At 35.6% G+C, this 23,842-nt stretch carries 24 protein-coding genes; 22 read left to right on the top strand and 2 right to left on the bottom strand.

Annotated elements, in window-relative coordinates; translation table 11 throughout:
- The first annotated feature begins 46 nt into the window (after positions 1 to 46).
- The 6 genes from odhB to LNP23_RS05730 all read left to right on the top strand — a co-directional run bounded on the left by odhB (position 47) and on the right by LNP23_RS05730 (position 6,815).
- Positions 47 to 1,291, top strand: coding sequence for a 2-oxoglutarate dehydrogenase complex dihydrolipoyllysine-residue succinyltransferase (gene odhB, locus LNP23_RS05755; protein ID WP_230004250.1), 1,245 nt, complete (start codon positions 47 to 49; stop codon positions 1,289 to 1,291).
- Positions 1,292 to 1,411: 120 nt separating this feature from the next.
- Positions 1,412 to 2,950 (top strand): IS1182 family transposase, encoded by a 1,539-nt coding sequence (locus LNP23_RS05750; protein ID WP_230004249.1) that lies wholly within the window; start codon positions 1,412 to 1,414, stop codon positions 2,948 to 2,950.
- A gap of 282 nt (positions 2,951 to 3,232) precedes the next feature.
- Positions 3,233 to 3,565, top strand: a complete 333-nt coding sequence (locus LNP23_RS05745) for a hypothetical protein (RefSeq protein ID WP_230004248.1) — start codon at positions 3,233 to 3,235, stop codon at positions 3,563 to 3,565.
- A gap of 3 nt (positions 3,566 to 3,568) precedes the next feature.
- Positions 3,569 to 3,871: a hypothetical protein gene (locus LNP23_RS05740; protein WP_047774938.1), complete on the top strand. Its 303-nt coding sequence runs from the start codon at positions 3,569 to 3,571 to the stop codon at positions 3,869 to 3,871.
- 3 nt (positions 3,872 to 3,874) lie between these two features.
- Positions 3,875 to 5,449 (top strand): PepSY-associated TM helix domain-containing protein, encoded by a 1,575-nt coding sequence (locus LNP23_RS05735; RefSeq protein ID WP_230004247.1) that lies wholly within the window; start codon positions 3,875 to 3,877, stop codon positions 5,447 to 5,449.
- A 253-nt stretch (positions 5,450 to 5,702) separates the two neighbouring features.
- Positions 5,703 to 6,815 carry a PepSY-associated TM helix domain-containing protein gene (locus LNP23_RS05730; RefSeq protein ID WP_230004246.1) on the top strand — a complete coding sequence of 371 codons (1,113 nt, stop codon included), beginning with the start codon at positions 5,703 to 5,705 and terminating at the stop codon, positions 6,813 to 6,815.
- Positions 6,816 to 7,134: 319 nt separating this feature from the next.
- Here LNP23_RS05730 and LNP23_RS05725 read toward each other — a convergent pair whose 3' ends face one another.
- Together LNP23_RS05725 and LNP23_RS05720 are read right to left on the bottom strand one after the other, a co-directional pair.
- Positions 7,135 to 7,482, bottom strand: coding sequence for a toxin-antitoxin system YwqK family antitoxin (locus LNP23_RS05725; RefSeq protein ID WP_047774932.1), 348 nt, complete (start codon positions 7,480 to 7,482; stop codon positions 7,135 to 7,137).
- 211 nt (positions 7,483 to 7,693) lie between these two features.
- Positions 7,694 to 8,689: a TlpA family protein disulfide reductase gene (locus LNP23_RS05720; protein WP_047774930.1), complete on the bottom strand. Its 996-nt coding sequence runs from the start codon at positions 8,687 to 8,689 to the stop codon at positions 7,694 to 7,696.
- Between the two features lie 158 nt (positions 8,690 to 8,847).
- On the opposite strand from LNP23_RS05720, the gene aspS reads away from it, so the two are divergent.
- The 16 genes from aspS to LNP23_RS05640 all read left to right on the top strand — a co-directional run bounded on the left by aspS (position 8,848) and on the right by LNP23_RS05640 (position 23,837).
- On the top strand, positions 8,848 to 10,599 hold the full coding sequence (gene aspS, locus LNP23_RS05715) for an aspartate--tRNA ligase (protein WP_230004245.1): 1,752 nt from the start codon (positions 8,848 to 8,850) through the stop codon (positions 10,597 to 10,599).
- 299 nt (positions 10,600 to 10,898) lie between these two features.
- Positions 10,899 to 11,093 carry a cold-shock protein gene (locus tag LNP23_RS05710; RefSeq protein ID WP_007137066.1) on the top strand — a complete coding sequence of 65 codons (195 nt, stop codon included), beginning with the start codon at positions 10,899 to 10,901 and terminating at the stop codon, positions 11,091 to 11,093.
- 245 nt (positions 11,094 to 11,338) lie between these two features.
- Positions 11,339 to 11,704, top strand: coding sequence for an NADH-quinone oxidoreductase subunit A (locus tag LNP23_RS05705; RefSeq protein WP_047774924.1), 366 nt, complete (start codon positions 11,339 to 11,341; stop codon positions 11,702 to 11,704).
- A gap of 145 nt (positions 11,705 to 11,849) precedes the next feature.
- On the top strand, positions 11,850 to 12,398 hold the full coding sequence (locus LNP23_RS05700) for an NADH-quinone oxidoreductase subunit B (protein ID WP_047774923.1): 549 nt from the start codon (positions 11,850 to 11,852) through the stop codon (positions 12,396 to 12,398).
- 1 nt (position 12,399) lies between these two features.
- Positions 12,400 to 12,921 carry an NADH-quinone oxidoreductase subunit C gene (locus LNP23_RS05695; RefSeq protein WP_047774921.1) on the top strand — a complete coding sequence of 174 codons (522 nt, stop codon included), beginning with the start codon at positions 12,400 to 12,402 and terminating at the stop codon, positions 12,919 to 12,921.
- Between the two features lie 25 nt (positions 12,922 to 12,946).
- The gene (locus LNP23_RS05690) at positions 12,947 to 14,185 is read left to right on the top strand and encodes an NADH-quinone oxidoreductase subunit D (RefSeq protein ID WP_047774919.1); all 1,239 of its coding nucleotides are present in this window, start codon (positions 12,947 to 12,949) and stop codon (positions 14,183 to 14,185) included.
- 149 nt (positions 14,186 to 14,334) lie between these two features.
- Positions 14,335 to 14,865, top strand: a complete 531-nt coding sequence (locus tag LNP23_RS05685; RefSeq protein ID WP_047774917.1) for a complex I 24 kDa subunit family protein — start codon at positions 14,335 to 14,337, stop codon at positions 14,863 to 14,865.
- A gap of 1 nt (position 14,866) precedes the next feature.
- Positions 14,867 to 16,234 (top strand): NADH-quinone oxidoreductase subunit NuoF, encoded by a 1,368-nt coding sequence (gene nuoF / locus LNP23_RS05680; RefSeq protein WP_047774914.1) that lies wholly within the window; start codon positions 14,867 to 14,869, stop codon positions 16,232 to 16,234.
- Positions 16,235 to 16,317: 83 nt separating this feature from the next.
- On the top strand, positions 16,318 to 17,349 hold the full coding sequence (locus LNP23_RS05675) for an NADH-quinone oxidoreductase subunit G (RefSeq protein WP_047774913.1): 1,032 nt from the start codon (positions 16,318 to 16,320) through the stop codon (positions 17,347 to 17,349).
- Positions 17,350 to 17,353: 4 nt separating this feature from the next.
- Positions 17,354 to 18,406 carry an NADH-quinone oxidoreductase subunit NuoH gene (gene nuoH / locus LNP23_RS05670; protein ID WP_230005139.1) on the top strand — a complete coding sequence of 351 codons (1,053 nt, stop codon included), beginning with the start codon at positions 17,354 to 17,356 and terminating at the stop codon, positions 18,404 to 18,406.
- Positions 18,407 to 18,455: 49 nt separating this feature from the next.
- Positions 18,456 to 18,977, top strand: coding sequence for an ORF6N domain-containing protein (locus LNP23_RS05665; RefSeq protein ID WP_047774911.1), 522 nt, complete (start codon positions 18,456 to 18,458; stop codon positions 18,975 to 18,977).
- Positions 18,978 to 19,089: 112 nt separating this feature from the next.
- Complete coding sequence (locus LNP23_RS05660; protein WP_047774909.1) at positions 19,090 to 19,635, top strand: NuoI/complex I 23 kDa subunit family protein; 546 nt, start codon at positions 19,090 to 19,092, stop codon at positions 19,633 to 19,635.
- On the top strand, positions 19,635 to 20,174 hold the full coding sequence (locus tag LNP23_RS05655) for an NADH-quinone oxidoreductase subunit J family protein (RefSeq protein WP_230004244.1): 540 nt from the start codon (positions 19,635 to 19,637) through the stop codon (positions 20,172 to 20,174). The genes LNP23_RS05660 and LNP23_RS05655 overlap by 1 nt, the downstream gene beginning before the upstream one ends.
- A complete protein-coding gene (gene nuoK / locus LNP23_RS05650) occupies positions 20,174 to 20,494 on the top strand; it encodes an NADH-quinone oxidoreductase subunit NuoK (RefSeq protein ID WP_017494599.1) in 321 nt (106 codons plus the stop codon). The genes LNP23_RS05655 and nuoK overlap by 1 nt, the downstream gene beginning before the upstream one ends.
- A gap of 6 nt (positions 20,495 to 20,500) precedes the next feature.
- Positions 20,501 to 22,384, top strand: a complete 1,884-nt coding sequence (nuoL, locus tag LNP23_RS05645; RefSeq protein WP_230004243.1) for an NADH-quinone oxidoreductase subunit L — start codon at positions 20,501 to 20,503, stop codon at positions 22,382 to 22,384.
- Positions 22,385 to 22,394: 10 nt separating this feature from the next.
- Positions 22,395 to 23,837, top strand: coding sequence for a complex I subunit 4 family protein (locus LNP23_RS05640; protein WP_230004242.1), 1,443 nt, complete (start codon positions 22,395 to 22,397; stop codon positions 23,835 to 23,837).
- Positions 23,838 to 23,842 lie beyond the last annotated feature (5 nt).

The following is a 23,842-nucleotide window of genomic DNA, read 5'->3' as shown; positions in this document are numbered from 1 at the left end:
GACATTTGAAACTTTAAACAAATTAAACTTTAAACAAAGAAATAAGATGATTTTAGAAATGAAAGTCCCATCACCAGGGGAATCAATTAAAGAAGTTGAAATTGCAACTTGGTTAGTAAAAGACGGTGATTATGTAGAGAAAGATCAGGCTATTGCCGAAGTTGATTCAGACAAAGCAACTCTTGAATTACCAGCTGAAGCAAGCGGAATAATTACGTTAAAAGCAGAAGAAGGTGATGCAGTAGCGGTAGGAGCTGTTGTTTGTTTAATTGATACAGGCGCAGCAAAACCGGCAGGTGACGCTCCGGCTGCACCGGCAGCTGAAGCTCCAAAAGCAGAGGCTCCTAAAACAGAAGTAAAAGCAGAAGTAAAAGCAGAAGCTCCAAAAGCAGCACCTGCTCCAACAACTTATGCTTCAGGAACTCCATCTCCGGCAGCAAGAAAAATATTAGACGAAAAAAATATCGCTCCGGCAGCAGTTTCAGGAACTGGTAAAGACGGAAGAATCACTAAAGAAGATGCTTTAAACGCAGTACCTTCTATGGGAACTCCAACAGGAGGAAGCCGTGGAACTGAGCGTACCAAATTATCAATGTTACGTCGTAAAGTAGCGGAGAGATTAGTAGCGGCTAAAAACGAAACAGCAATGTTAACTACTTTCAATGAAGTTAACATGACACCAATTAACTTAATCCGTAACGAGTACAAAGATGCTTTCAAAGCAAAACATGGTGGTCTTGGTTTAGGTTTCATGTCATTCTTTACAAAAGCAGTTACAAGAGCTTTACAATTGTATCCTGATGTAAACTCAATGATGGACGGTGATTATAAAATCGCTTACGATTTCTGTGATATCTCTATCGCAGTTTCAGGACCAAAAGGTTTAATGGTTCCTGTTGTTCGCAATGCTGAAAACTTAACTTTCCGTGGAATCGAAGCGGACATCAAAAGATTAGCACTTAGAGCTCGTGACGGTCAAATTACTGTTGACGATATGACTGGTGGTACTTTTACGATTACTAATGGTGGTGTTTTTGGAAGTATGTTGAGTACTCCAATTATCAACCCTCCTCAATCAGGAATCTTAGGAATGCACAATATTATTGAACGTCCGATTGCTGTAAACGGTAAAGTAGAGATTCACCCAATGATGTATGTTGCTCTTTCTTATGACCACAGAATTATCGACGGTCGTGAGTCTGTTGGTTTCTTGGTTGCTGTGAAAGAAGCTTTAGAAAATCCGGTAGAATTATTAATGAATGGCGATGCTAAACGTGCTTTAGAATTGTAATTCAATTAATTTCATAAATACAAAAAGAAGCTGTCTCAATACTAGAGGCAGCTTTTTTTGCAGTTTGTTTTTTTAGGAGCAATTTTGTAAATTTAATCAGTGATTAATAGCTGATTAAAGATGAGATTTAAACATTATGACCAACAGCAAACGATACTTTTACCTTATTCGTTTGACGATTTAATTCCAGAGAAACATCCTGTTCGAATAGTGGATCAGGTTGTGGAATCAATTAACATCCAGCCTCTTTTAAAAGCCTACAGCAAAGAAGGCAATCCAGGTTATCATCCAAAGATGCTTCTCAAAGTGATGTTGTATGCCTATATGACCAATGTATACTCTTCTCGAAAGATAGAACTGGCACTTCGCGAGAATATTAATTTTATGTGGCTAACTTCGATGACTATTGTAGATCACAATACTATTAACCGTTTTAGAAGTGATAAGCTTAAAGAGAATTTTAAAGAGATCTTCAAACAGGTCGTTTTGATGTTAGCATCAGAAGGACTCATCAATCTAAAACAAATCTATACAGACGGAACAAAGATAGAAGCTCAGGCCGGCAGGTACACTTTTGTCTGGGGCAACAGTATCAAAACCAACAAAGCCAAAATGCTGACTCAGCTGGAAGAATTATGGAACTATGCCCAAAGTATTGATAATGAAGACGGCCCCAACCCGGAACCAACTGAGTTCAAGGAAATCAGCAAAGAAGTAATCGAGAAAACTGTAGCTGAAATAGATGCCAAACTCTCTGGCAATGGAAAGGCTAGCTCCAAAGCAAAAGCCAAATTGCGTTATATTAAAAATAATTTTACTGCTAACTTAGAAAAATATGAAAAGCAGCAAGCTATTCTAGGAGAAAGAAACAGTTACAGCAAAACCGATACCCAGGCTACTTTTATGCGTATGAAAGAAGACCATATGTTAAACGGACAGCTCAAGCCAGCTTATAATACTCAGATATCTACACAAAACCAGATCATCGTTCACTATACCATCCATCAAAATCCAACCGATACCAAAACACTCAAGCCCCACTTGGAAAATTTGGAGCAGACCTTCGGCAAAAAAGTGTTTAAAAAGATACAAGAGATCACTACAGACGCAGGTTATGGAAGTGAAGAAAACTACGATTATCTGGAGAAAAAAAAGCTAACGGCTTTTGTGAAATATAATACTTTTGAAAAAGAACAGGATCAAAACTACCAAAAGAAACACAAGACTTTTAGCAAGGAGAATCTATATTACAATCAGGAAGAAGACTATTATATATGTCCAATGGGACAGAAAATGCATAAAACCCATGAGAATGAGAAAAAAACGGCAGCGGGATATACTCAGACCTTATCCCATTATCAAGCCAAAAACTGTGAAGGCTGTCTCTTGCGAGGACAATGTTTTAAAGCCAAAGGCAACAGAAGCATAGAGCGAAACCACAACCTTGAAAGGCATAAACAACAAGCAAGAGAATTACTGCTCAGCGAAATAGGGATACAAAGAAGAAAACAACGCTCTGCCGATGTAGAGCCTGTATTTGCTCAACTCAAACATAATAATGGATTTAGACGATTTTCTTTAAAAGGACTTCAAAAAGTTGAATTAGAGTTCGGATTAATGGCTTTAGGTCACAACTTAAGAAAGAAAATTGCAGCATAAGGGCAATTTTTTTCTGTACTCAGAATTAAGACAATAAATATCAAAATATTATCCAATAAAAAAACCGTCTCAAATTTGTATTGAGACGGCTTCTTTTTTTTTATTCCCCAGAAACAAACACCGATTAATCTGATATTTTTTTAATCAAACAGAAATTTTACACTTTAAAAAATAATTTATTTAGAATAAGTAAAAATAATTTGGCTTATTGGAATTCTGCACCTAAATTTGCGCTACTGAAAATAATTCCAAACAAAACATGAAAATTAAATTTATAAAATCATGATAACAATAGCCAGCCTTTTCGTTTTTATCTCTTTTTATATGTTTTATTATACCTCCAAGAGAGCGGCGCTGTCGTACAATTACAGCTTCGAAAAATGGATGAACAATAATCCGAAACAAACCAAAATTACCGGATTAGTTTTCCTTCTTTCCGCCTATACTTTATGGTTATTTACCAAAGCATTATGCTCCGGAACTTTATTATTTCTTATTCAGTTAATGACAATTGGAAGTTTAATAATTATACTGTCCCCTCTAAAAATTATAAACAGTAAAACGATTGCTGTCCTTTTTATTCTAACAGGAGTTATAGAATTTTATTACTATTAAATTATGCCCGCAAATCCTAAATACCTGACGCAGTCCAAGTGGCAGCGTTTCCTAAAAATAACAGCTGCTATACTTGGCGGCTATTTCGTTTCTGTAAGTTTCCATTTAGCCTTAGCTTCTTGGTTAGATCGTACCAATGTCGTCATAACAATGGCTTTTTCAGGATTTATCCTTTGGGTAGTCTTAATGATTTTGGCTTTTTTAGCAAAAAGCGCATGGAAAATATGGGGAATCTATATACTGCTGACTTTGCTGTTTCTCGGTATTATGTATCTCGGACAAACCTATAACCCTATTACCCAATAATTCATGAATAACAGGAACTATAACATTTATTTTCACACGCATACCGTAAGTGGTATTGTAATAAGCGTGGTGTTGTTTGTCATTTTCTTTGCAGGATCTTTTTCTTTCTTTAAAAGTGAAATCAACAACTGGGAACGCGGAGAAACTGTTGCAATCCATAAGAAAGAACAGATTAACTACGATACTACTTTCGACTCAATAAATAAAAACTACACTTTAGCTGGAAGAGACGTTTCACTTTCCGTATCTCCCCACGAAAGACGTGTTTTCATTCGCATGGAAGGCACTAAAGATACCGTAGCAGCCAATAAATTAAAAGACACTCTGGAAGTCGCTAAATTAAAATCCGGCCACTACTTTTACTTAAATACTAAAAACTTCAAAGCTCAGACTTACGATGAATCATATTCAATAGGAGAATTTTTGTATCGTCTTCATTTTCTGGCCCAGGTTCCTTATCCTGTTGGTTATTATCTTTCGGGTTTTGTAGCACTGTTTTTTTTATTTGCTATTATTACCGGAGTTTTATTACACTGGAACAAAATTGTTTCCAACTTCTACATTTTCCGTCCAAAAGAAAAATTAAAAACATTATGGACAGATGCGCACACCGCATTAGGAATGATTGGTTTGCCTTTTCAATTTGTATACGCAGTTACAGGAGCTTTTTTTATGATCAAACTACTAATTGTAGCACCAAGCGTAATGGCTTTATACAAGGGCGATCAGAACAAACTGTACAGTGATTTAGAATATAACAATCCGGAATTTAAATTTGAGAATAAGAAACTGGCAACGCCTTTTAGCATCAACGAGTTTGTAGAAAAAACCAAAAGCAGCTGGAAAGATTTTGAAATCACCGAGGTACAAATTCAAAACTATGGCGATACCAACATGCACATAATCGTTGATGGAAAAATACCTCATGACAAAAAATTCACCGCATTCGGAAAAATAATCTACAAAGTTGCTGACGGTAAAATCATAGCCAAAAAGAATCCTGAAACGGACAACAAATATCTAGATGGTGTAAAAAACGTTTTGTACAGAGTGCACTTTGGGGATTACGGCGGATATGCGCTTAAAATAATCAGTTTTGTACTCGGTATTATTACTTGTTTTGTTATTATATCGGGAGTTATGATTTGGCTGGTTGCCAGAGACAAAAAAAATATGCCCGAGAAAAAACGTCGTTTTAACAACTCGGTTGTACGCATTTATTTAGCAGTTTGCCTAAGCATGTATCCTGTTACTGCCTTCATTTTTATTGCTAATAAAGTATTTTATCCCCTAAGTCGAGCTAATATTTACAGCGTATATTTTATCACCTGGTTACTATTGACGATCTTTTTCCTGCTCAAAAAAGACATTAATTTCACCAACAAATGGTGTCTGATTTCCGGAAGTATTTTAGGCTTTTTAATTCCGATTGCTAATGGAATTTGCACCGGAAACTGGTTTTGGAAAACGTTTGTCAACGATCAGATTCAGATTTTCTTTATTGATATTTTCTGGATTGTTTTAGCAGCGATTACACTTTATGTTTCTTTTAAATTAAAAAAGGTAAAGAGCGAATAAATCGTCCAACGACTCTAAAAAAATAACCCGCTGGGCGCAATCATTTTTAACAAATAGAAACATAGTTCAGAAAAGATGTTTCACTTAAAACAAATTACAGAATACTATGTTTCTATGTATTAAATAACATTTTACCGAATTACCCCAACGGTCTAAAATAAACGCCTAAAATTTGTGAATTGCACATTAAGAATTACTTTTGCCTTTTGCAACTAATTCTTAAAGAGAAATCAAGTATTTCGCAATTCATCAAATGGGATTTACAAAACAAATACGTTTTATACACAAATGGCTCGGACTAATTTCCGGGCTTATTGTTTTTATTGTCAGTGTTACCGGTTGCATATTTTGTTTTCATGACGAAATCAAAGATATTACCCGAAAAGAATGGCGTATTGTTGAACCGCAGAACAAACCATTTCTTTTGCCATCTGTTTTACAGGAAAAAGCGAAGCTAATCGCCCCTAAAAACAAAGTATCCATGGTTTCTTATTACGGTAAAAACCGATCAGCAATTGCCTACACCTTTACCGATACCGAAAACGAATACCTGTATTTCAACCCTTACACCGGTAAATATTTAAAAACAGAAAATCCCAAAACAGACTTTTTTATAATCGTCGAATACATTCATTTGTATCTTCTTTTACCCGATTATATCGGAAAACATATTATTGGCGGTGCCACGATCATCTTTATACTGTTAGTCATTTCAGGGTTAATTCAATGGTGGCCCAAAAGAAAAAGTGATATCAAAAGAAGTTTTACCGTAAAGTGGTCTGCCAAATGGCGTCGTGTCAACTATGACTGGCACAATACTTCCGGATTTTATATTTCAATTATTGCAGTGATCATAGCTATTACCGGATTAACTTTTACCTATGAATGGGTTGGCGACGGTATTTACAAAACGTTCAATTTTGGTGGAGACAAAGCTTTAGAAACAAAAGCCCCGACAATTGACACCACAAAATTTAAGCAAAACAATCTACTCGCCGTAGACAACGCTTTTGTCGAAACGATGCGACTACAGCCAAAAGCCGAAATGTTTTATGTTATGTTTCCACAAAACAAAGGAGATATTATAAACACAGGAGCTTATCCACATACTTTGCGATTCGATCATCAGAGTAATTATTATTTTCATCCAAGTGACGGAAAACTAATTCAAAGCGATCCGTATGATAAAAAAAGTCTCGGTTTACAAGTGGTCGAAATGAATTACGGCATACACACCGGACAAATTTTAGATCTACCCGGAAAAATCATTGCTTTTACTGTTAGCTTAATTGCAGCGGCTTTGCCGGTTACCGGTTTTATAATTTGGTTTGGAAGAAGAAAAAAAGCTAAAAAAACTAAGATCTAATAAAGAGTTTGTGGTAAAAGGGAATAGCGTTTTTAAAACATATAAGTAATGTAAGTTCATTTAAGAAATGCGCTTAATTTTAAAGTTTTATCTTTTTAAATGACCTAAAAACTTTGCGACTTCGCGACTTTGCGAGAGATATTCCCAAGGTCCAGGTGACAAAGATTAACAAAAACACTTTGCGTCGATGTCAACCTAAGCGAAGTCGAGGGCTAGTTGAATTAAGAGGGGCTTCGACTTCGCTCAGCCTGACATTTAAAAATAAAAAAAAAAGCCGTCTCGAAATTGAAACGGCCTTTCTAAAATATTCGAAATCTTCTTAATTTCTATTTGCTAAAGCATTTTTTTGCAAGTTTTTAACGGAACTCACTTTGCTGTTTTCATACGCCACTTCACAAAGATTATTCTCATTGAAGAAAATCCATTTTCCGGTTTTTACTCCATCAGTATACTCTCCAACTGCTTTTTTATTACCTTTTTCGTCATAGGATACCCAAACTCCATCTAACTTACCATCCTTAAAGAAACCCTCTTGTTGTACATTACCATTTTCATAGTAATAAGTAGCTTTTACTTTGTTTCCAACAGCTTCTAATTCTGGTTTTACCTCTTGTGCAACTAAAATTCCAGAGAACAATATTGCAACTAAAATTACACACTTTTTCATATCTAGTAGGTATTAATGTTATCAAATCTTTACCAAATATAGTTAATTGTTTACATTAAAAAAACTTTTACTTAACAATTTGGTAACATTGGATAAAAACTTAACATTGGAAATCAGCGTGTAACAAAAAAACCAGCGCTCACGCACTGGTTTTACTGGTATTTCAGTCGAAGACTTGATTTACTATAACGTTATAAATTTTGCAAAGAAATTAGTTCAATAAAGCATCTAATTGCTTTTGAAGCTCTGGAGAAGAGGGTCTTTCTGCATTGGGCTCCAATATATTACCTTTTGGATCAATAAGAATAAACCTTGGAATTCCTGTTACATTATAACTCGTTACAAACGCAGAATTCCATTCATTATCAGAAAACAACTGAATACCTCCCAACTGTTTATCCGTTACAAATTTCTGCCATTTATCATGATCTTTTACAGCATCAACAGAAACACTCACAAACTCAATGTTCTTTCCATGATACTTCTCTTCAATCTTCTGCAAAAATGGAATCTCAGCCCTACATGGTCCACACCAGGTTGCCCAAAGATCTATATAAACATATTTTCCTTTCAAATCAGAGAGTTTTGTTTTACCTCCTTTGTGGTTTTCATAATCAAAATCGGCAGAAACAGCACCTTTTAACTTTTTCATATCAGCCTCACTTTTATACTGCTGAGCGGCATATTCATGAAATTTTTCAACTGATTTTTTCAAACCTGTTTTAAATTCAGGATCAAAATCTCCTTTCTCGATATTGTCTAAGTCTGTCTTTTTCTTTTCTTGCAATAAGGACGCAAATTCTGCAGCCTCTTTAGCGAAAGCTTCGTTTTCAAATTTCTCGTCTCTTAAAGCTTGTTGTGCCAGAAAATTACTTTCATTAGTTCCTTTTCCTTTATAAACAATAGTTTCATCAAATTCTTTGGCATTCATTGTCAGATTTACTTCAGAACCCGGTTTCAAAAACAAACTCGAAGATTCAACACCGTCAGAAAAACGATAAAATCCCTTTGGAGCAGTAAAAGAAGCAACAAAAATTTCTTTCTTGTTAATCGGAATAACTTGTTTGAAATTGTTCGCCCCTTTAATAACTAATGTATCACTATTTCTATTTGTAATTTTAGCCGTAAATTTAACTTGACTTTTGGTCTGACCTATACCATTCAAAGCGGTAAGAACCAATAAACCGGTAACAAAAAGTTTTTTCATAAATATTTAAAGTTAGTTTTTAGTATACCAAATCTAAAGAATTTACTTATCTAAAATTTATCAATTAACAAAATATTTCAAATTTATAAGCAGCAAGTTATCACTTTACTATATTAATTTGAATTTTGTGTTTACTTTTGCAATCTAAAATTTTGATCATGTATAGAAGTCATAATTGTGGCGAGTTAAACGCCTCAAATATTAATACGGAAGTTACACTAGCGGGTTGGGTTCAAAAATCACGCGATAAAGGGTTTATGAACTGGGTTGATTTACGCGACCGTTATGGAATTACACAACTTATTTTCGACGAAGTTCGTACCGACAAAACGGTTTTTGAACTGGCAAAAACACTTGGAAGAGAATTTGTAATTCAGGTAAAAGGAACTGTTATTGAGCGTGAAGCCAAAAACAAAAACATTCCAACCGGTGATATCGAAATTTTAGTTACTGAACTAACGATCTTAAACGCTGCTTTAACGCCTCCATTTACAATTGAAGATGAGACGGATGGTGGAGAAGACATCAGAATGAAATACCGTTACTTAGACATCAGAAGAAATCCTGTAAAAAACAGTTTATTATTCCGTCACAAAGTAGCGATGGAAGTTCGTAAATATTTATCTGATTTGGATTTCTGTGAAGTGGAGACACCTTACTTAATCAAATCAACTCCGGAAGGCGCGAGAGATTTCGTTGTACCAAGTCGTATGAACGAAGGACAATTTTATGCCTTACCACAATCTCCACAAACTTTCAAGCAATTGTTGATGGTTGGAGGAATGGACAAATACTTCCAAATCGTAAAATGTTTCCGTGACGAAGATTTACGTGCAGACCGTCAGCCTGAGTTTACTCAAATTGACTGCGAAATGGCATTTGTAGAACAAGAAGACATTTTGAATGTTTTTGAAGGATTGACAAGACATTTACTAAAAGAAATCAAAGGTGTTGAAGTAGCTAAATTCCCAAGAATTACCTACGACTATGCCATGAAAACATACGGAAATGACAAACCGGACATTCGTTTCGGAATGGAGTTTGGCGAATTGAACGAATTTGCACAGCACAAAGATTTCCCTGTATTTAATGCAGCCGAGTTGGTTGTAGGTATTGCAGTTCCGGGAGCAGGAAATTATACACGTAAAGAAATTGACGCCTTAATTGACTGGGTTAAACGTCCGCAAGTTGGAGCTTCAGGAATGGTGTACGCCAAATGCAATGACGATGGAACTTACAAATCATCTGTAGATAAATTTTACGATCAGGATGATTTAGGACAATGGGCAAAAATCACAGGCGCAAAACCTGGCGATATGATTTTTGTACTTTCAGGTCCGGCTAACAAAACACGCGCGCAGCTTTCTGCTCTTCGTATGGAATTAGCCACTCGTTTAGGATTGCGTAAACCGGAAGAATTTGCTCCGCTTTGGGTAGTAGATTTTCCTTTATTGGAATTAGACGAAGAAAGCGGTCGTTACCACGCGATGCACCATCCATTTACCTCTCCAAAACCGGAAGACATGCAATTGCTGGAAACCGAACCGGGAAAAGTTCGCGCAAACGCCTACGATATGGTTTTAAACGGAAACGAAATTGGAGGAGGTTCTATTCGTATACACGATAAGGCTACACAACAATTAATGTTTAAATATTTAGGTTTTACAGAAGAAGAAGCGAAAGCACAATTTGGTTTCTTAATGGACGCTTTCCAATTTGGAGCGCCACCTCATGGAGGATTAGCTTTTGGACTGGATCGTTTGGTTGCTATTTTAGGTGGTCAGGAAACCATTAGAGACTTTATTGCATTCCCTAAAAACAATTCCGGACGTGACGTAATGATCGATGCACCGGCTACAATTGATGATGCACAATTAAAAGAATTACACATTAAGGTCGATTTGGTATAAATTTTAGGTAAAACTGATAGAAGTAGCTGAACTGGGAAAAACACAGTTAAAAAGTAAAACAATACGTACATAAACTGTTTTTCGACGAAAATAAGATTTTTAATAAAGTAAAAAAGCTCCTACTTTTTAACATATCCTTAAGAATTTTAGTTTTAAGTTACGACATATCAAACAAGACACTAAATAAATAGCAAAAACACTGTAAATCAATAATTTTTACAAAAAATTAACAGCATACTGTCTTTTATATGAATATATATATTACATTTGCTTCATTATAAATTATTATTACAATTACAATGCGTACAGGTACAGTAAAATTTTTCAATGAATCTAAAGGTTATGGATTCATTACAGACGAAGAAACAGGAAAGGATATCTTCGTTCACGCTTCAGGAATTAACGCGGAAGAATTACGCGAAGGTGACCGTGTTAGCTACGAAGAAGAAGAAGGAAGAAAAGGGAAAGTTGCTGCTAAAGTAGCAGTAATCTAAGAAAAATATAGCAATTTATTTTTTTTGCCTCTGAATGGTTTAAAGAAACGTTTCGATTCATTTCGAGACGTTTTTTTTTGCTCAAATCTTAAAAAAATATTAAAATTTCGGAAAGTTATTTATAATGAATAAAAATTAGACGAAATCACTCGCTGCACCCCTACTTAAATCCTTTTTTAGCTTGTGATTTACAGAGTTCGGAACTATCTTTGTGGCTTATTTTTTAAGTAAAAATCCCTAAGTTTATGCAATCTGATCAATACAGCTATCTTCCTATTTTAATGCAGCTAATCCTTGCTGTTGGTTTTGTAGTAGGAACTATCATCGTTTCCGGAAAATTAGGCCCAAAAAGAACCTCTGACATAAAAGATAAAAATTTCGAATGTGGAGTTGAATCTGTTGGTAATGCCCGTATTCCATTCTCTGTAAAATATTTCTTAGTTGCCATCTTATTTGTTTTGTTCGACGTAGAGGTAATTTTCCTTTATCCTTGGGCAGTAAACTTCAAAGAACTTGGAATAGAAGGAATGTTAAAAATGATCATTTTCATGTCTTTGCTTTTAGTTGGTTTTTTCTACATCATCAAAAAGAAAGCGTTAGAATGGGAATAAGAGGAATTTTTGATTTCAGATCTTAGATTTTAGATTTGAAAAAAAATCCCAAAATAAAATATTGACTTTTTAAAATATTGATTTCGATTTTCACGATTCGAAAGAATCTAAAATCAGAAATCTAAAATCTAAAATCTAAAATAAAATGAGCGATTCAAAAGTAAATATGGTTGCACCGCCAGAAGGAGTTGTAGGAGAAGGTTTCTTCGCTACAAAACTAAATGATGTTGTAGGTTTGGCAAGAGCCAATTCTTTATGGCCACTTCCTTTCGCGACTTCTTGCTGTGGTATCGAATTTATGGCGACAATGGCTTCACATTACGATTTAGCACGATTTGGTTCTGAGCGTGTGAGTTTCTCTCCTCGTCAAGCAGATATGTTATTAGTAATGGGAACTATTTCTAAAAAAATGGGTCCTATTTTAAGACAGGTTTACGAACAAATGGCGGAACCTCGTTGGGTAATTGCTGTTGGAGCTTGTGCTTCATCCGGAGGAATCTTTGATACTTATTCTGTTTTACAAGGAATTGACAAAATAATTCCGGTTGACGTTTACGTACCGGGTTGTCCTCCAAGACCGGAACAAATTGTAGATGGAGTTATGAGACTTCAAGATTTGGTAAAATCAGAATCTGTAAGACGCAGAAGTTCTCCTGAATACCAAGAATTATTAGCTTCATATAACATTTCATAAGATGGCTTTAGACAATACCCTGATCCAAGATAAACTTACAGAAACATTTGATTCAAGTGTTTTTAACTTCCGAGAAGAAAGAGATGTTTTTACTTTAGAAACTTCAGCTGATAAAATTACAGCGTTGATTTTATTTCTTAAAAATGATCAAGATTTACGTTTTCATTTTTTAACTGACTTATGTGGTGTTCATTATCCGGATAACGAAGTTGAAAGTCAATTTGCAATCGTATATCATCTGCATAACTGGTACGAAAACAAACGTATCAGAATCAAAGTTTTCATCAACGGTGAAAAACCGGAGATCAAAACGATTTCAAACATCTTTTTAAGTTCAAACTGGATGGAAAGAGAAACATACGATTTCTACGGTGTTAACTTTATTGGTCATCCTCAATTGAAACGTATTTTGAATATGGATGAAATGATCTCTTTTCCAATGCGAAAAGAATTCCCAATGGAAGACAGCGGAAGAACTGATAAAGACGACAGATTCTTTGGAAGAACAACAACAAATTGCTAAAAAATAAATAATTCAACATTATAAAATGTCAGAACTATTATTACCACCAGAGCATCGATATGCTAAAATAATTAAAGAGAAACTAAACGAAGACGGAAGCGAGCTTTCTGTACTGAATTTAGGTCCAACTCACCCAGCTACACACGGTATTTTTCAAAATATCTTATTGATGGATGGTGAAAGAATTTTGGAGGCTGAACCTACAATTGGTTACATCCACAGAGCATTCGAAAAAATTGCCGAAAATCGTCCTTTTTATCAAATTACACCGCTTACAGACCGTATGAACTATTGCTCCTCTCCTATCAACAATATGGGATGGTGGATGACTTTAGAAAAATTATTAAATATTGAAGTTCCTAAAAGAGCACAATATTTAAGAGTTATCATTATGGAGTTGGCTCGTATTACAGATCACTTAATCTGTAACTCGATCTTAGGGGTTGACACTGGTGCTTATACCGGTTTCTTATATGTTTTCCAATTTAGAGAAAAAGTTTACGAAATCTACGAAGAAATTTGTGGGGCTCGTTTAACAACTAATATGGGAAGAATTGGTGGATTCGAAAGAGATTGGTCACCGGAAGCTTTCCGCAAACTTGACGTATTTTTAGAAGAATTCCCAGTTGCCTGGAAAGAATTCGAAAACTTATTCGAAAGAAACAGAATTTTTATTGACAGAACTGTAAACGTAGGTGCCATTAGCGCTGAACAAGCAATGGCTTACGGATTTACAGGTCCAAACTTACGTGCTGCCGGTATTGATTACGATGTTCGTGTAGCACACCCTTATTCTTCTTATGAAGATTTTGACTTCATTGTTCCTGTTGGAAAATCAGGTGACACTTACGATCGTTTCTGCGTTCGTAATGCCGAAGTTTGGGAAAGTTTAAGCATTATCCGTCAGGCTTTAGATAAAATGCCAGCCGGAAATGAATATCATGCCGAAGTTCCGGATTATTACCTTCCTCCAAAAGAAGATGTTTACACTTCTATGGAATCTTTAATTTATCACTTTAAGATTGTAATGGGAGAAGTTCCTGTACCGGTTGCAGAAATTTACCACCCGGTTGAAGGCGGAAACGGAGAACTAGGATTTTACTTAGTGACAGACGGAAGCAGAACACCATACAGATTGCATTTCAGAAGACCTTGTTTTATTTATTACCAAGCGTATCCGGAAATGATTAAAGGTGCTTTATTATCGGATGCGATTGTAATCTTATCCAGTTTAAATGTAATTGCCGGAGAATTAGACGCGTAAAGATATTGTAGATTTTAGAGGGTAGATTGCAGATTGAAAAATCTAAAATCAGAAATCTAGAATCAAAAATTTAAAAGATTGCAGAATATAGATAGTGGACAAAGATTTGAAAAAATCTAAAATCTAAAATCTAAAATCTAAAATAAAAAATGGAACGTAAACATTACAAACAAGAAATAAATATGACTGAGGCATTGATGAATCGCATCAATGAATTGATCAGTCATTATCCGGAAGACAAAAGAAAATCAGCTTTATTGCCTGTTTTGCACGAAGTACAAGATGCGCATGACAACTGGTTGAGTACTGAGTTGCAGGATAAAGTTGCTGAAATTTTGCACATAAAACCAATTGAGGTTTACGAAGTGGTTACTTTTTATACCATGTACAACCAAAAACCAATTGGAAAATATATGTTCGAGTTCTGCCAGACTTCTTGTTGTTGTTTGAATGGTGCCGAAAATTTAATGGACTATACGTCTGAGAAATTGGGTATCAAAATGGGAGAAACAACTCCAGACGGTATGTTTACCATTGCCGGTGTAGAATGTTTGGGTGCTTGCGGATACGCTCCGATGATGCAGTTAGGTGATTTCTACAAAGAAAAATTGACAGAAGAAAAAATCGATCAGTTAATCGCTGATTGTAGAGATGATAAAATAATATTACACGATAAATAAGATGTCACAGAAAATATTATTAGATAAAATCAACGTACCGGGAATTAAAACCTACGAAGTATACCGCCAAAACGGAGGTTATGCTTCTGTAGAAAAAGCATTAAAAACACTTACTCCGGACGAAGTTGTTGAAGAAGTAAAAAAATCTGGATTACGTGGTCGTGGTGGAGCTGGTTTCCCTGCGGGAATGAAATGGAGTTTTATTGATAAAAAATCAGGAAAACCAAGACATTTAGTTTGTAACGCCGACGAATCTGAGCCGGGAACTTTCAAAGATCGTTTTTTGATGGAATACATTCCTCACTTATTGATCGAAGGAATGATTACTTCAAGTTTTGCCTTAGGCGCTAACCTTTCGTATATCTACATTCGTGGAGAATATATGTGGGTTTACAAAATCTTAGAAAGAGCAATCGCCGAAGCAAAAGCTGCCGGTTGGTTAGGAAAAAATATATTAGGTACAGGTTACGATTTAGAGTTATACGTTCACTGTGGAGCCGGTGCTTACATCTGCGGAGAAGAAACTGCATTGATTGAATCATTGGAAGGTAAAAGAGGAAATCCTCGTATCAAACCACCGTTCCCGGCAGTTTCGGGACTTTGGGCTAATCCAACAGTAGTAAACAACGTAGAAACTATCGCAACTGTGCCATGGATCATCAACAACTCTGGAGATGATTATGCAAAAATTGGAATTGGTCGTTCTACCGGAACTAAATTAATTTCTGCTTCAGGTCACATCAAAAACCCTGGAGTTTACGAAATTGAATTGGGTTTAAGTGTTGACGAATTCATGAATTCTGACGAGTATTTAGGCGGAATGTCTTCGAGCAGACCTTTGAAAGCGTTTGTTCCCGGAGGTTCTTCTGTGCCTATTTTACCAGCTGAATTAATTTTCAAAACAGCAAATGGTGAAGACCGATTAATGACTTACGAATCTTTAAGTGATGGTGGTTTTGCTACCGGATCTATGTTAGGTTCAGGAGGATTTATCGTTTATAATGACACAGCCTGTGTGGTTAGAAACACTTGGAATTTTGCTCGTTTCTACCACCACGAATCTTGCGGACAATGTACCCCTTGTCGTGAAGGAACAGGATGGTTGGAAAAAATCTTATGGAGAATCGAAAACGGTCAAGGCCGTGAAGAGGATATCGAATTGTTATGGAGTATTCAAAGTAAAATCGAAGGAAATACTATTTGTCCATTAGGTGACGCCGCTTCTTGGCCTGTAGCAGCAGCGATTCGTCACTTTAGAGATGAATTTGAATACCACGTTCGTTTCCCCGAAAAAATAAAACACAGAGAGCATTTTGTTGCTGAACCTTTCTCGCAAGTGAAACATTTAGTAGGAAAACAAACAGTTTAAAAAAGTTTCAAGTTTCATGTTATTTCAGTTTCAACCACAACACCTGAAACTTTAAACCTGAAACTAAAAAAAACAAAAAAGAAATGAAAGTAACCATAGACGGTCAAAGTATAGACGTAGAACCAGGAACAACGATCCTGCAGGCTGCACGTATGATTGGTGGAGATTTAGTACCGCCAGCCATGTGCTATTACTCAAAATTAAAAGGCAGCGGCGGTAAATGTCGTTGTTGTTTAGTTGAAGTTGCCAAAGGAAGCGAGGCTGACCCAAGACCAATGCCAAAATTAATGGCTTCTTGTGTAACAGGATGTATGGACGGTATGGAAGTAAACAGTAAATCTTCTGACAGAGTAACGGAAGCCCGTAAATCTGTAACAGAATTTTTATTGATCAATCACCCATTAGACTGTCCGGTTTGTGATCAGGCTGGTGAGTGCGATTTACAAAATTTAAGTTTCGAACACGGAAATCCAAAATCCCGTTTTATCGAAGAAAAAAGAACATTTGAACCGGAAGATATCGGTCCAAATATTCAACTGCATATGAACCGTTGTATTTTATGTCAAAGATGTGTGCAAGTAGCAGATCAATTGACAGACAACAGAGTTCACGGAGTATTAGATCGTGGTGATCACGCTAATATTTCTACCGGAATCTCCAAAGCAATCGACAATGAATTCTCCGGAAACATGATCGACGTTTGTCCGGTTGGAGCTTTAACAGACAAAACTTTCCGTTTCAAATCAAGAGTTTGGTTCAACAAACCTTACAATGCACACAGAGAATGTACTACTCCGGGATGTTGTGGTAAGACAACTGTTTGGATGTTTGGAGGAGAGATTCAACGTGTTACAGGTCGTAAAGACGAGTACCATGAAGTAGAAGAATTTATCTGCAACAGCTGTCGTTTTGATCACAAAGATGTAAACGACTGGGTTATTGAAGGACCAAGAGAATTTGAAAAAGATTCTGTTATCAATCAAAATAACTATACTCAAAAATTAGAGAAAGTAGAAATCGCTACGGAGAAGAACATTCTTTTAGGAAGAGATGAAGACCGTAAAAAAATTAGTATGGCTGAAATTCCATTAACCACTAACAATAAAAATTCTTAAAATGGTGGATAGTGCATTTATAATAGAAAAAAGTGTTGTTATTGTGGTAGTTTTTGCCATAACAATGATTATGGCCATGTATTCTACCTGGGCAGAACGTAAAGTTGCTGCTTTCTTGCAAGACCGTGTAGGACCTAACCGTGCAGGTTGGGGAGGTTTATTACAACCACTTGCCGATGGTATGAAATTGTTCTCTAAAGAAGAATTTGAACCTAACACTCCAAACAAATTTTTATTCGTTGTAGGTCCGGCAATTGCCATGAGTACTGCTTTAATGACCAGTGCTGTAATTCCGTGGGGGGATCGATTACATGTTTTCGGACGTGATGTTCTCCTGCAAGCTACGGACATTAATATCGGTTTATTGTATTTCTTCGGAGTTGTTTCTGTTGGAGTTTACGGTATCATGATTGGTGGATGGGCTTCTAACAATAAATTCTCTTTGATGGGAGCTGTTCGTGCAGCCTCTCAAATGGTTTCTTATGAAGTTGCCATGGGATTATCCATGATTGCTTTGTTGATGATGACCGGAACTTTAAGCTTAAAAGAAATTTCTGAGCAACAAGCCGGAATGAACTGGAATGTTTTTTATCAGCCCTTATCTTTCTTAATTTTCTTAATCTGTGCTTTTGCTGAAACCAACAGAACTCCTTTTGACTTGGCAGAATGTGAATCTGAGTTAATTGGCGGTTACCACACTGAATATTCGTCTATGAAAATGGGATTCTACTTATTTGCTGAATATGCGAATATGTTTATCTCTGCTACGATTATATCCGTTTTATTCTTTGGAGGTTACAACTATCCGGGAATGCAATGGATGGTAGATAATGTAGGTATCAATACCGCAAACATTTTAGGAATCGCAGTATTGTTTGCTAAAATCTGTTTCTGGATCTTTTTCTATATGTGGGTTCGTTGGACAATACCAAGATTCAGATACGATCAGTTGATGAATTTAGGATGGAAGATTTTAATTCCGCTTTCCATTATCAACATCATGATTACGGGTGCTGTTATTTTAAGAAGTGAAATTGCAACCTTTTTAGGATTCTAATAAATAGTAAGACGCCACTTTTGTGGTAGCTTATCAGAAAAATAAAAAAATGAGTGATGAATTAATGATTACCGAAGAATTCATAATGAGTAAAATTTTACTCATAAGAGGTCAGAAAGTAATGCTTGATTCAGAGTTAGCGACACTTTACGGAGTAGAAACGAAACAGCTCAAAAGACAAGTCCGTAGAAATATGGAACGTTTTCCCGAAGATTTCATGTTTGAACTGACTGAAATTGAGAATGAAATTTTGAGGAGCCAATTTGGCACCTCAAATAGAGGAGGAAACCGATATATTCCTTTGGTATTTACAGAACAAGGTGTTGCCATGTTATCCAGTGTTCTAAATAGTGCGACTGCGATTAAAGTTAATATTCAGATTATACGTGTTTTTACAAAAATACGGCAATCAATTTCAGATACTTTAGACATGAAGTTAGAAATTGAAGAGATAAAAAAGAAATTATCCAATCAGAATAAAAATATCGAGTTAGTCTTTTCCTATTTAGATGAATTAATGGACAAACAGGAAAACAAAGTTGAACGAACTAAAATTGGTTATAAAAAATAAATTTCATTAACATACAAAATGATCTGGCCTGATAAAAGCAGCATACTTTTACTCATCACAACGAATAAAAGATAAAGTGAATAACAGGATTAGCTCTAAATAAAAATTAAAAATGTCAATAGAAACTATATCATTATCGGGTAGAAAAAAGATGGTCTCTAACAAAGAGATGACCTTTTGGGAACGATTGTATCTTGTAGCGATTGTAAAAGGATTATTCATTACGCTTAAACACTTATTCAGAAAAAAAGTGACGATTCACTATCCTGAACAAGTACGTGAAATGAGCCCGGTTTATCGTGGTCAGCATATGTTGAAACGCGACGAGCAAGGTCGTGAAAACTGTACTGCCTGTGGACTATGTGCTTTATCCTGCCCAGCAGAAGCGATCACAATGAAAGCTGCTGAGCGTAAAGCGGATGAAAAACACTTGTACAGAGAAGAAAAATATGCTTCGATTTACGAAATCAATATGCTTCGTTGTATTTTTTGCGGTTTGTGTGAAGAAGCTTGTCCAAAAGATGCTATTTACTTAACGACTTCTAAGGTTTTGGTTCCTGCAAGTTACGAAAGAGAAGATTTCATTTTTGGAAAAGACAAATTAGTAATGCCTTTAGAAATGGCGATGAAAAACACTCAACTTAAAAACGCCAACTAATGATACATATTCCTGATTTTGCCCACGCAACTACTATACAAGTTATATTTTGTTTCCTGGCGTTTATCACAGTAATTACTGCATTCTTAACTATTTTTAGCAGAAACCCGATTCACAGTGCCATTTATTTGGTTATTTGTTTCTTCTCGATTGCAGGTCACTATTTATTGCTTAACTCTCAATTTTTGGCTATCGTACATATTATAGTCTACTCGGGAGCGATTATGATTCTGTTCCTGTTTACCATCATGTTGATGAACCTGAACGAACAAAAAGAAGTCCACCGACCAAGAATTACACGTTTAGGTGCTATTGTTTCTTTTTGTTTGATTTGTATTGTTTTGATCGCAATCTTTATCAACTCGAAACCAATTATGGGGGATTACGACTCAACCGGTGAAGATTTTCAATCTATCAAAGTATTGGGTAAAATATTACTGAACGAATATATGGTTCCGTTTGAATTTGCATCGATTCTACTTTTAGTAGCGATGATTGGAACTGTATTATTGTCTAAAAAAGAAAAACTAAATAAATAATGGGTAATATATTAAATCAAATAGGTATTGAAAACTACATCTTTTTAAGTGTTGTACTTTTCTGTATTGGTATTTTTGGTGTATTGTACAGACGAAATGCTATTATCGTTTTCATGTCTATCGAAATCATGTTGAATGCAGTTAACCTTTTATTTGTTGCTTTTTCAACCTATCATCAAGATGCACAAGGACAAGTTTTTGTCTTCTTTTCGATGGCTGTTGCTGCAGCGGAAGTTGCAGTAGGATTGGCTATTTTAGTTTCGATCTTTAGAAATTTAGGTTCGATTAGTATCGATAATTTAAAAAATTTAAAAGGATAAATGGAAATGAATACCAATTTAGCTTTAGTTTTAGTATTAGCTCCTTTCTTAGGATTTTTAATCAATGTTTTCTTTGGAAAAAGCTTAGGCAAAACCGTTTCCGGTATTATCGGAACAGCTGCTGTTGTAGTTTCGTTTGCTGTGACCTTATTCTTTTTTAATCAGATTACCCAAAATCAACAACCCATTCAGGTCACTTTATTTGACTGGATTCAGATTAGTAATCTACACATCAATCTTGGATTTTTATTAGATCAATTATCATTGCTTTGGTTGCTTTTTGTAACCGGAATCGGGTCATTGATTCATTTATATTCGATCAGCTACATGCATGATGACGAAAACATACACAAGTTTTTCTCTTACTTAAACTTGTTCGTATTCTTCATGATAACGCTTGTAATTGGTAGTAACTTATTGGTTTTATTTATTGGTTGGGAAGGTGTTGGACTTTGTTCGTACTTATTAATTGGATTCTGGCATAAAAACCAGGATTACAATGATGCGGCAAAAAAAGCTTTCATTATGAACAGAATTGGAGATTTAGGTCTTTTGATCGGAATGTTCATTATTGGTTCTATGTTCTCTACTTTAGATTACGCTACTTTAAAAACAGCAATTGCCGGAGCTACTAACTTAAATATTCCATTGCTTTCATTAGCGGCTTTGTGTTTATTTATCGGTGCTTGTGGTAAATCTGCACAAATCCCGTTATACACTTGGTTACCGGATGCAATGGCAGGACCAACTCCTGTTTCTGCATTGATTCACGCTGCAACGATGGTTACAGCCGGTATCTTTATGGTAACAAGATTAAATTTTGTTTTTGATTTAGCACCGGACGTTCAAAGTATCATTGCGGTTATTGGAGCAATCACTTCCTTAGTTGCTGCAACAATTGGTTTGGTTCAGACTGATATCAAAAAAGTATTGGCTTACTCTACCGTTTCTCAATTAGGTTTAATGTTTTTAGCCTTAGGATTCGGTGCTTACGAAGTAGCTGTTTTTCACGTAATCACACACGCTTTCTTCAAAGCTTGTTTATTCTTAGGATCAGGTTCTGTAATTCACGGATTACACGGAGAGCAGGATATGCGTAAAATGGGTGGTTTGCGTAAAGCAATGCCAATTACATTCTGGACGATGTTGATTTCATCATTGGCCATTTCCGGTATACCTCCTCTTTCTGGTTTCTTCTCGAAAGACGAAATCTTACTAACGGCTTTCCATCACAACATTCCACTTTATGTTGTTGGATCTATAGCTTCTATAATGACTGCTTTTTATATGTTCAGATTAATGTTTTTAACTTTCTTCAAAGACTTTAGAGGAACTGAAGAACAAAAACATCATTTACATGAAAGTGACGGTTTAATTACTTTCCCTCTAATCATTTTAGCCATTTTAGCGACTTTTGGAGGATTAATCAGTTTACCGGGTCACAGTTGGTTGAACGAATATATGGCTCCTTTATTTACAAAAGTAGCGGGTGAAGAGCACCATTTAGGCACAACCGAATATATTTTGATGGGAGTTGCAGTTCTGGGAGGATTCCTTGGAATCTTAATTGCTTACATCAAATATTTCAAACAAGATAATGTTCCTGAAGCAGACGAAAACATTACAGGTTTAACTAAAGTATTATACAACAAATATTATGTAGACGAAATTTACGATGTTGTATTTGTTCGCACTATAAATGCATTATCAAGATTCTTTAGAGATTATATCGAAACCGGTTTAACAACAGTTGTTTTCGGATTTGGTAAAATCACCAACGAATTAGCTTTTCAAGGTAAAAAATTACAAAGTGGAAGTATCGGATTATATCTTTTTGCTTTTGTTTTGGGTCTTTGCGCCATTGTTTCGTATATATTTTTAGCTCAATAATTTAATAACTATGAACGTTTCTATTCTATTAATTATCCTTTTAATCGGTGCATTTGCCACTTATTTTGTTGGTGACAAACTAGCTTCAAAAGTAGCCTTGTTCTTTAGCTTAGCTGCTTTAGGATGTTCTTTAGTGTTGTTAAATCATTTTTGTGCAGGCGAAAATATTAGCTTAATCAACGCTTGGATCACAGAACCAAAAATTTCATTTGCCTTAAATGCGGATGGATTGGCTCTGGCAATGGTTTTACTGACTTTGTCTTTAACCCCAATCATTATATTCTCTTCTTTCGGGAATGACTATAAAAATGCAAAAGGTTTTTACGCTTTAATTTTATTTATGGCCTTTGCAATGACAGGAACTTTTCTTGCTGCAGATGGACTTTTATATTATATTTTTTGGGAATTATCTCTTATTCCAATTTACTTTATTGCTCTTATTTGGGGTAATGGTGACGCAGATGAGCGCAGAAAAGCAGTGGTGAAATTCTTTATTTACACCCTTGCCGGTTCGTTGTTTATGTTAGTTGCCTTTATTTATTTATCGCAAAAAGCAAATGGAAGTTTCCTTATCGAAGATTTCTACAAATTAAACTTATCTGCTACAGAGCAACTTTGGATCTTCTTGGCTTTCTTCTTAGCATACGCTATCAAGATTCCAATAATTCCATTCCACACTTGGCAGGCAAATGTGTACCAAAAAGCACCAACAGTTGGAACTATGCTTTTATCCGGTATCATGCTAAAAATGGGATTGTACAGTGTTATCCGTTGGCAATTGCCAATTGCACCACTTGCTGCAAAAGAATACATGAACATCTTTATCGTATTAGGAATTGCCGGTGTAATCTACGGATCTATTGTAGCTTTAAGACAAAAAGACTTAAAGAAATTATTAGCTTATTCTTCTTTGGCACACGTTGGATTAATTGCTGCAGGATCGTATACCTTAACTATTGATGGTTTACGCGGAGCTGTTTTGCAAATGATCGCTCACGGTTTTGTTGTGGTTGGATTATTCTACGCTGCTGAAATAATTTTCAGAAGATACGAAACAAGAAATATTGCAGAGATGGGCGGAATCCGTACACAATCTCCGAAATTTACCTCTATGTTTTTAATCTTACTATTGGCTTCGGTTGCGTTGCCGGGTACTTTTAACTTCGTTGGAGAGTTTACTGTTTTGTACAGTCTTTCTCAAGTAAATGTTTGGTTTGCCGTTTTAGGTGGAACAACCATTATATTGGGAGCGTATTATATGCTTAAAATGTTTCAGAATGTAATGTTGGGAGAAACCAATTCAAAAACATTCAAAGATGTTACTCTTAATGAAGGAATTTCATTAGTTGTAATCATAGCTGTATTATTGTTCTTCGGATTTTATCCAAAACCAATTACTGATTTGATTACACCAAGTTTAGAGACCATACTGAGCGTTATCAACAAGAACTAATATTT

Source organism: Flavobacterium cupriresistens (assembly GCF_020911925.1).
In the GTDB taxonomy this organism is placed as follows: Bacteria; Bacteroidota; Bacteroidia; order Flavobacteriales; family Flavobacteriaceae; genus Flavobacterium; species Flavobacterium cupriresistens.
The sequence above is the reverse complement of the archived record's forward strand: the minus strand, read 5'-3'. Positions and strand labels throughout refer to the sequence as shown.

What these genes read in the sequence shown, in the direction of transcription:
- odhB (WP_230004250.1), top strand. Translation starts at nt 47, where the DNA reads ATGATTTTAGAAATGAAAGTCCCATCACCAGGGGAATCAATTAAAGAA.
- LNP23_RS05750 (WP_230004249.1), top strand. Translation starts at nt 1,412, where the DNA reads ATGAGATTTAAACATTATGACCAACAGCAAACGATACTTTTACCTTAT.
- LNP23_RS05745 (WP_230004248.1), top strand. Translation starts at nt 3,233, where the DNA reads ATGATAACAATAGCCAGCCTTTTCGTTTTTATCTCTTTTTATATGTTT.
- LNP23_RS05740 (WP_047774938.1), top strand. Translation starts at nt 3,569, where the DNA reads ATGCCCGCAAATCCTAAATACCTGACGCAGTCCAAGTGGCAGCGTTTC.
- LNP23_RS05735 (WP_230004247.1), top strand. Translation starts at nt 3,875, where the DNA reads ATGAATAACAGGAACTATAACATTTATTTTCACACGCATACCGTAAGT.
- LNP23_RS05730 (WP_230004246.1), top strand. Translation starts at nt 5,703, where the DNA reads ATGGGATTTACAAAACAAATACGTTTTATACACAAATGGCTCGGACTA.
- LNP23_RS05725 (WP_047774932.1), bottom strand. Translation starts at nt 7,482, where the DNA reads ATGAAAAAGTGTGTAATTTTAGTTGCAATATTGTTCTCTGGAATTTTA.
- LNP23_RS05720 (WP_047774930.1), bottom strand. Translation starts at nt 8,689, where the DNA reads ATGAAAAAACTTTTTGTTACCGGTTTATTGGTTCTTACCGCTTTGAAT.
- aspS (WP_230004245.1), top strand. Translation starts at nt 8,848, where the DNA reads ATGTATAGAAGTCATAATTGTGGCGAGTTAAACGCCTCAAATATTAAT.
- LNP23_RS05710 (WP_007137066.1), top strand. Translation starts at nt 10,899, where the DNA reads ATGCGTACAGGTACAGTAAAATTTTTCAATGAATCTAAAGGTTATGGA.
- LNP23_RS05705 (WP_047774924.1), top strand. Translation starts at nt 11,339, where the DNA reads ATGCAATCTGATCAATACAGCTATCTTCCTATTTTAATGCAGCTAATC.
- LNP23_RS05700 (WP_047774923.1), top strand. Translation starts at nt 11,850, where the DNA reads ATGAGCGATTCAAAAGTAAATATGGTTGCACCGCCAGAAGGAGTTGTA.
- LNP23_RS05695 (WP_047774921.1), top strand. Translation starts at nt 12,400, where the DNA reads ATGGCTTTAGACAATACCCTGATCCAAGATAAACTTACAGAAACATTT.
- LNP23_RS05690 (WP_047774919.1), top strand. Translation starts at nt 12,947, where the DNA reads ATGTCAGAACTATTATTACCACCAGAGCATCGATATGCTAAAATAATT.
- LNP23_RS05685 (WP_047774917.1), top strand. Translation starts at nt 14,335, where the DNA reads ATGGAACGTAAACATTACAAACAAGAAATAAATATGACTGAGGCATTG.
- nuoF (WP_047774914.1), top strand. Translation starts at nt 14,867, where the DNA reads ATGTCACAGAAAATATTATTAGATAAAATCAACGTACCGGGAATTAAA.
- LNP23_RS05675 (WP_047774913.1), top strand. Translation starts at nt 16,318, where the DNA reads ATGAAAGTAACCATAGACGGTCAAAGTATAGACGTAGAACCAGGAACA.
- LNP23_RS05665 (WP_047774911.1), top strand. Translation starts at nt 18,456, where the DNA reads ATGAGTGATGAATTAATGATTACCGAAGAATTCATAATGAGTAAAATT.
- LNP23_RS05660 (WP_047774909.1), top strand. Translation starts at nt 19,090, where the DNA reads ATGTCAATAGAAACTATATCATTATCGGGTAGAAAAAAGATGGTCTCT.
- LNP23_RS05655 (WP_230004244.1), top strand. Translation starts at nt 19,635, where the DNA reads ATGATACATATTCCTGATTTTGCCCACGCAACTACTATACAAGTTATA.
- nuoK (WP_017494599.1), top strand. Translation starts at nt 20,174, where the DNA reads ATGGGTAATATATTAAATCAAATAGGTATTGAAAACTACATCTTTTTA.
- nuoL (WP_230004243.1), top strand. Translation starts at nt 20,501, where the DNA reads ATGAATACCAATTTAGCTTTAGTTTTAGTATTAGCTCCTTTCTTAGGA.
- LNP23_RS05640 (WP_230004242.1), top strand. Translation starts at nt 22,395, where the DNA reads ATGAACGTTTCTATTCTATTAATTATCCTTTTAATCGGTGCATTTGCC.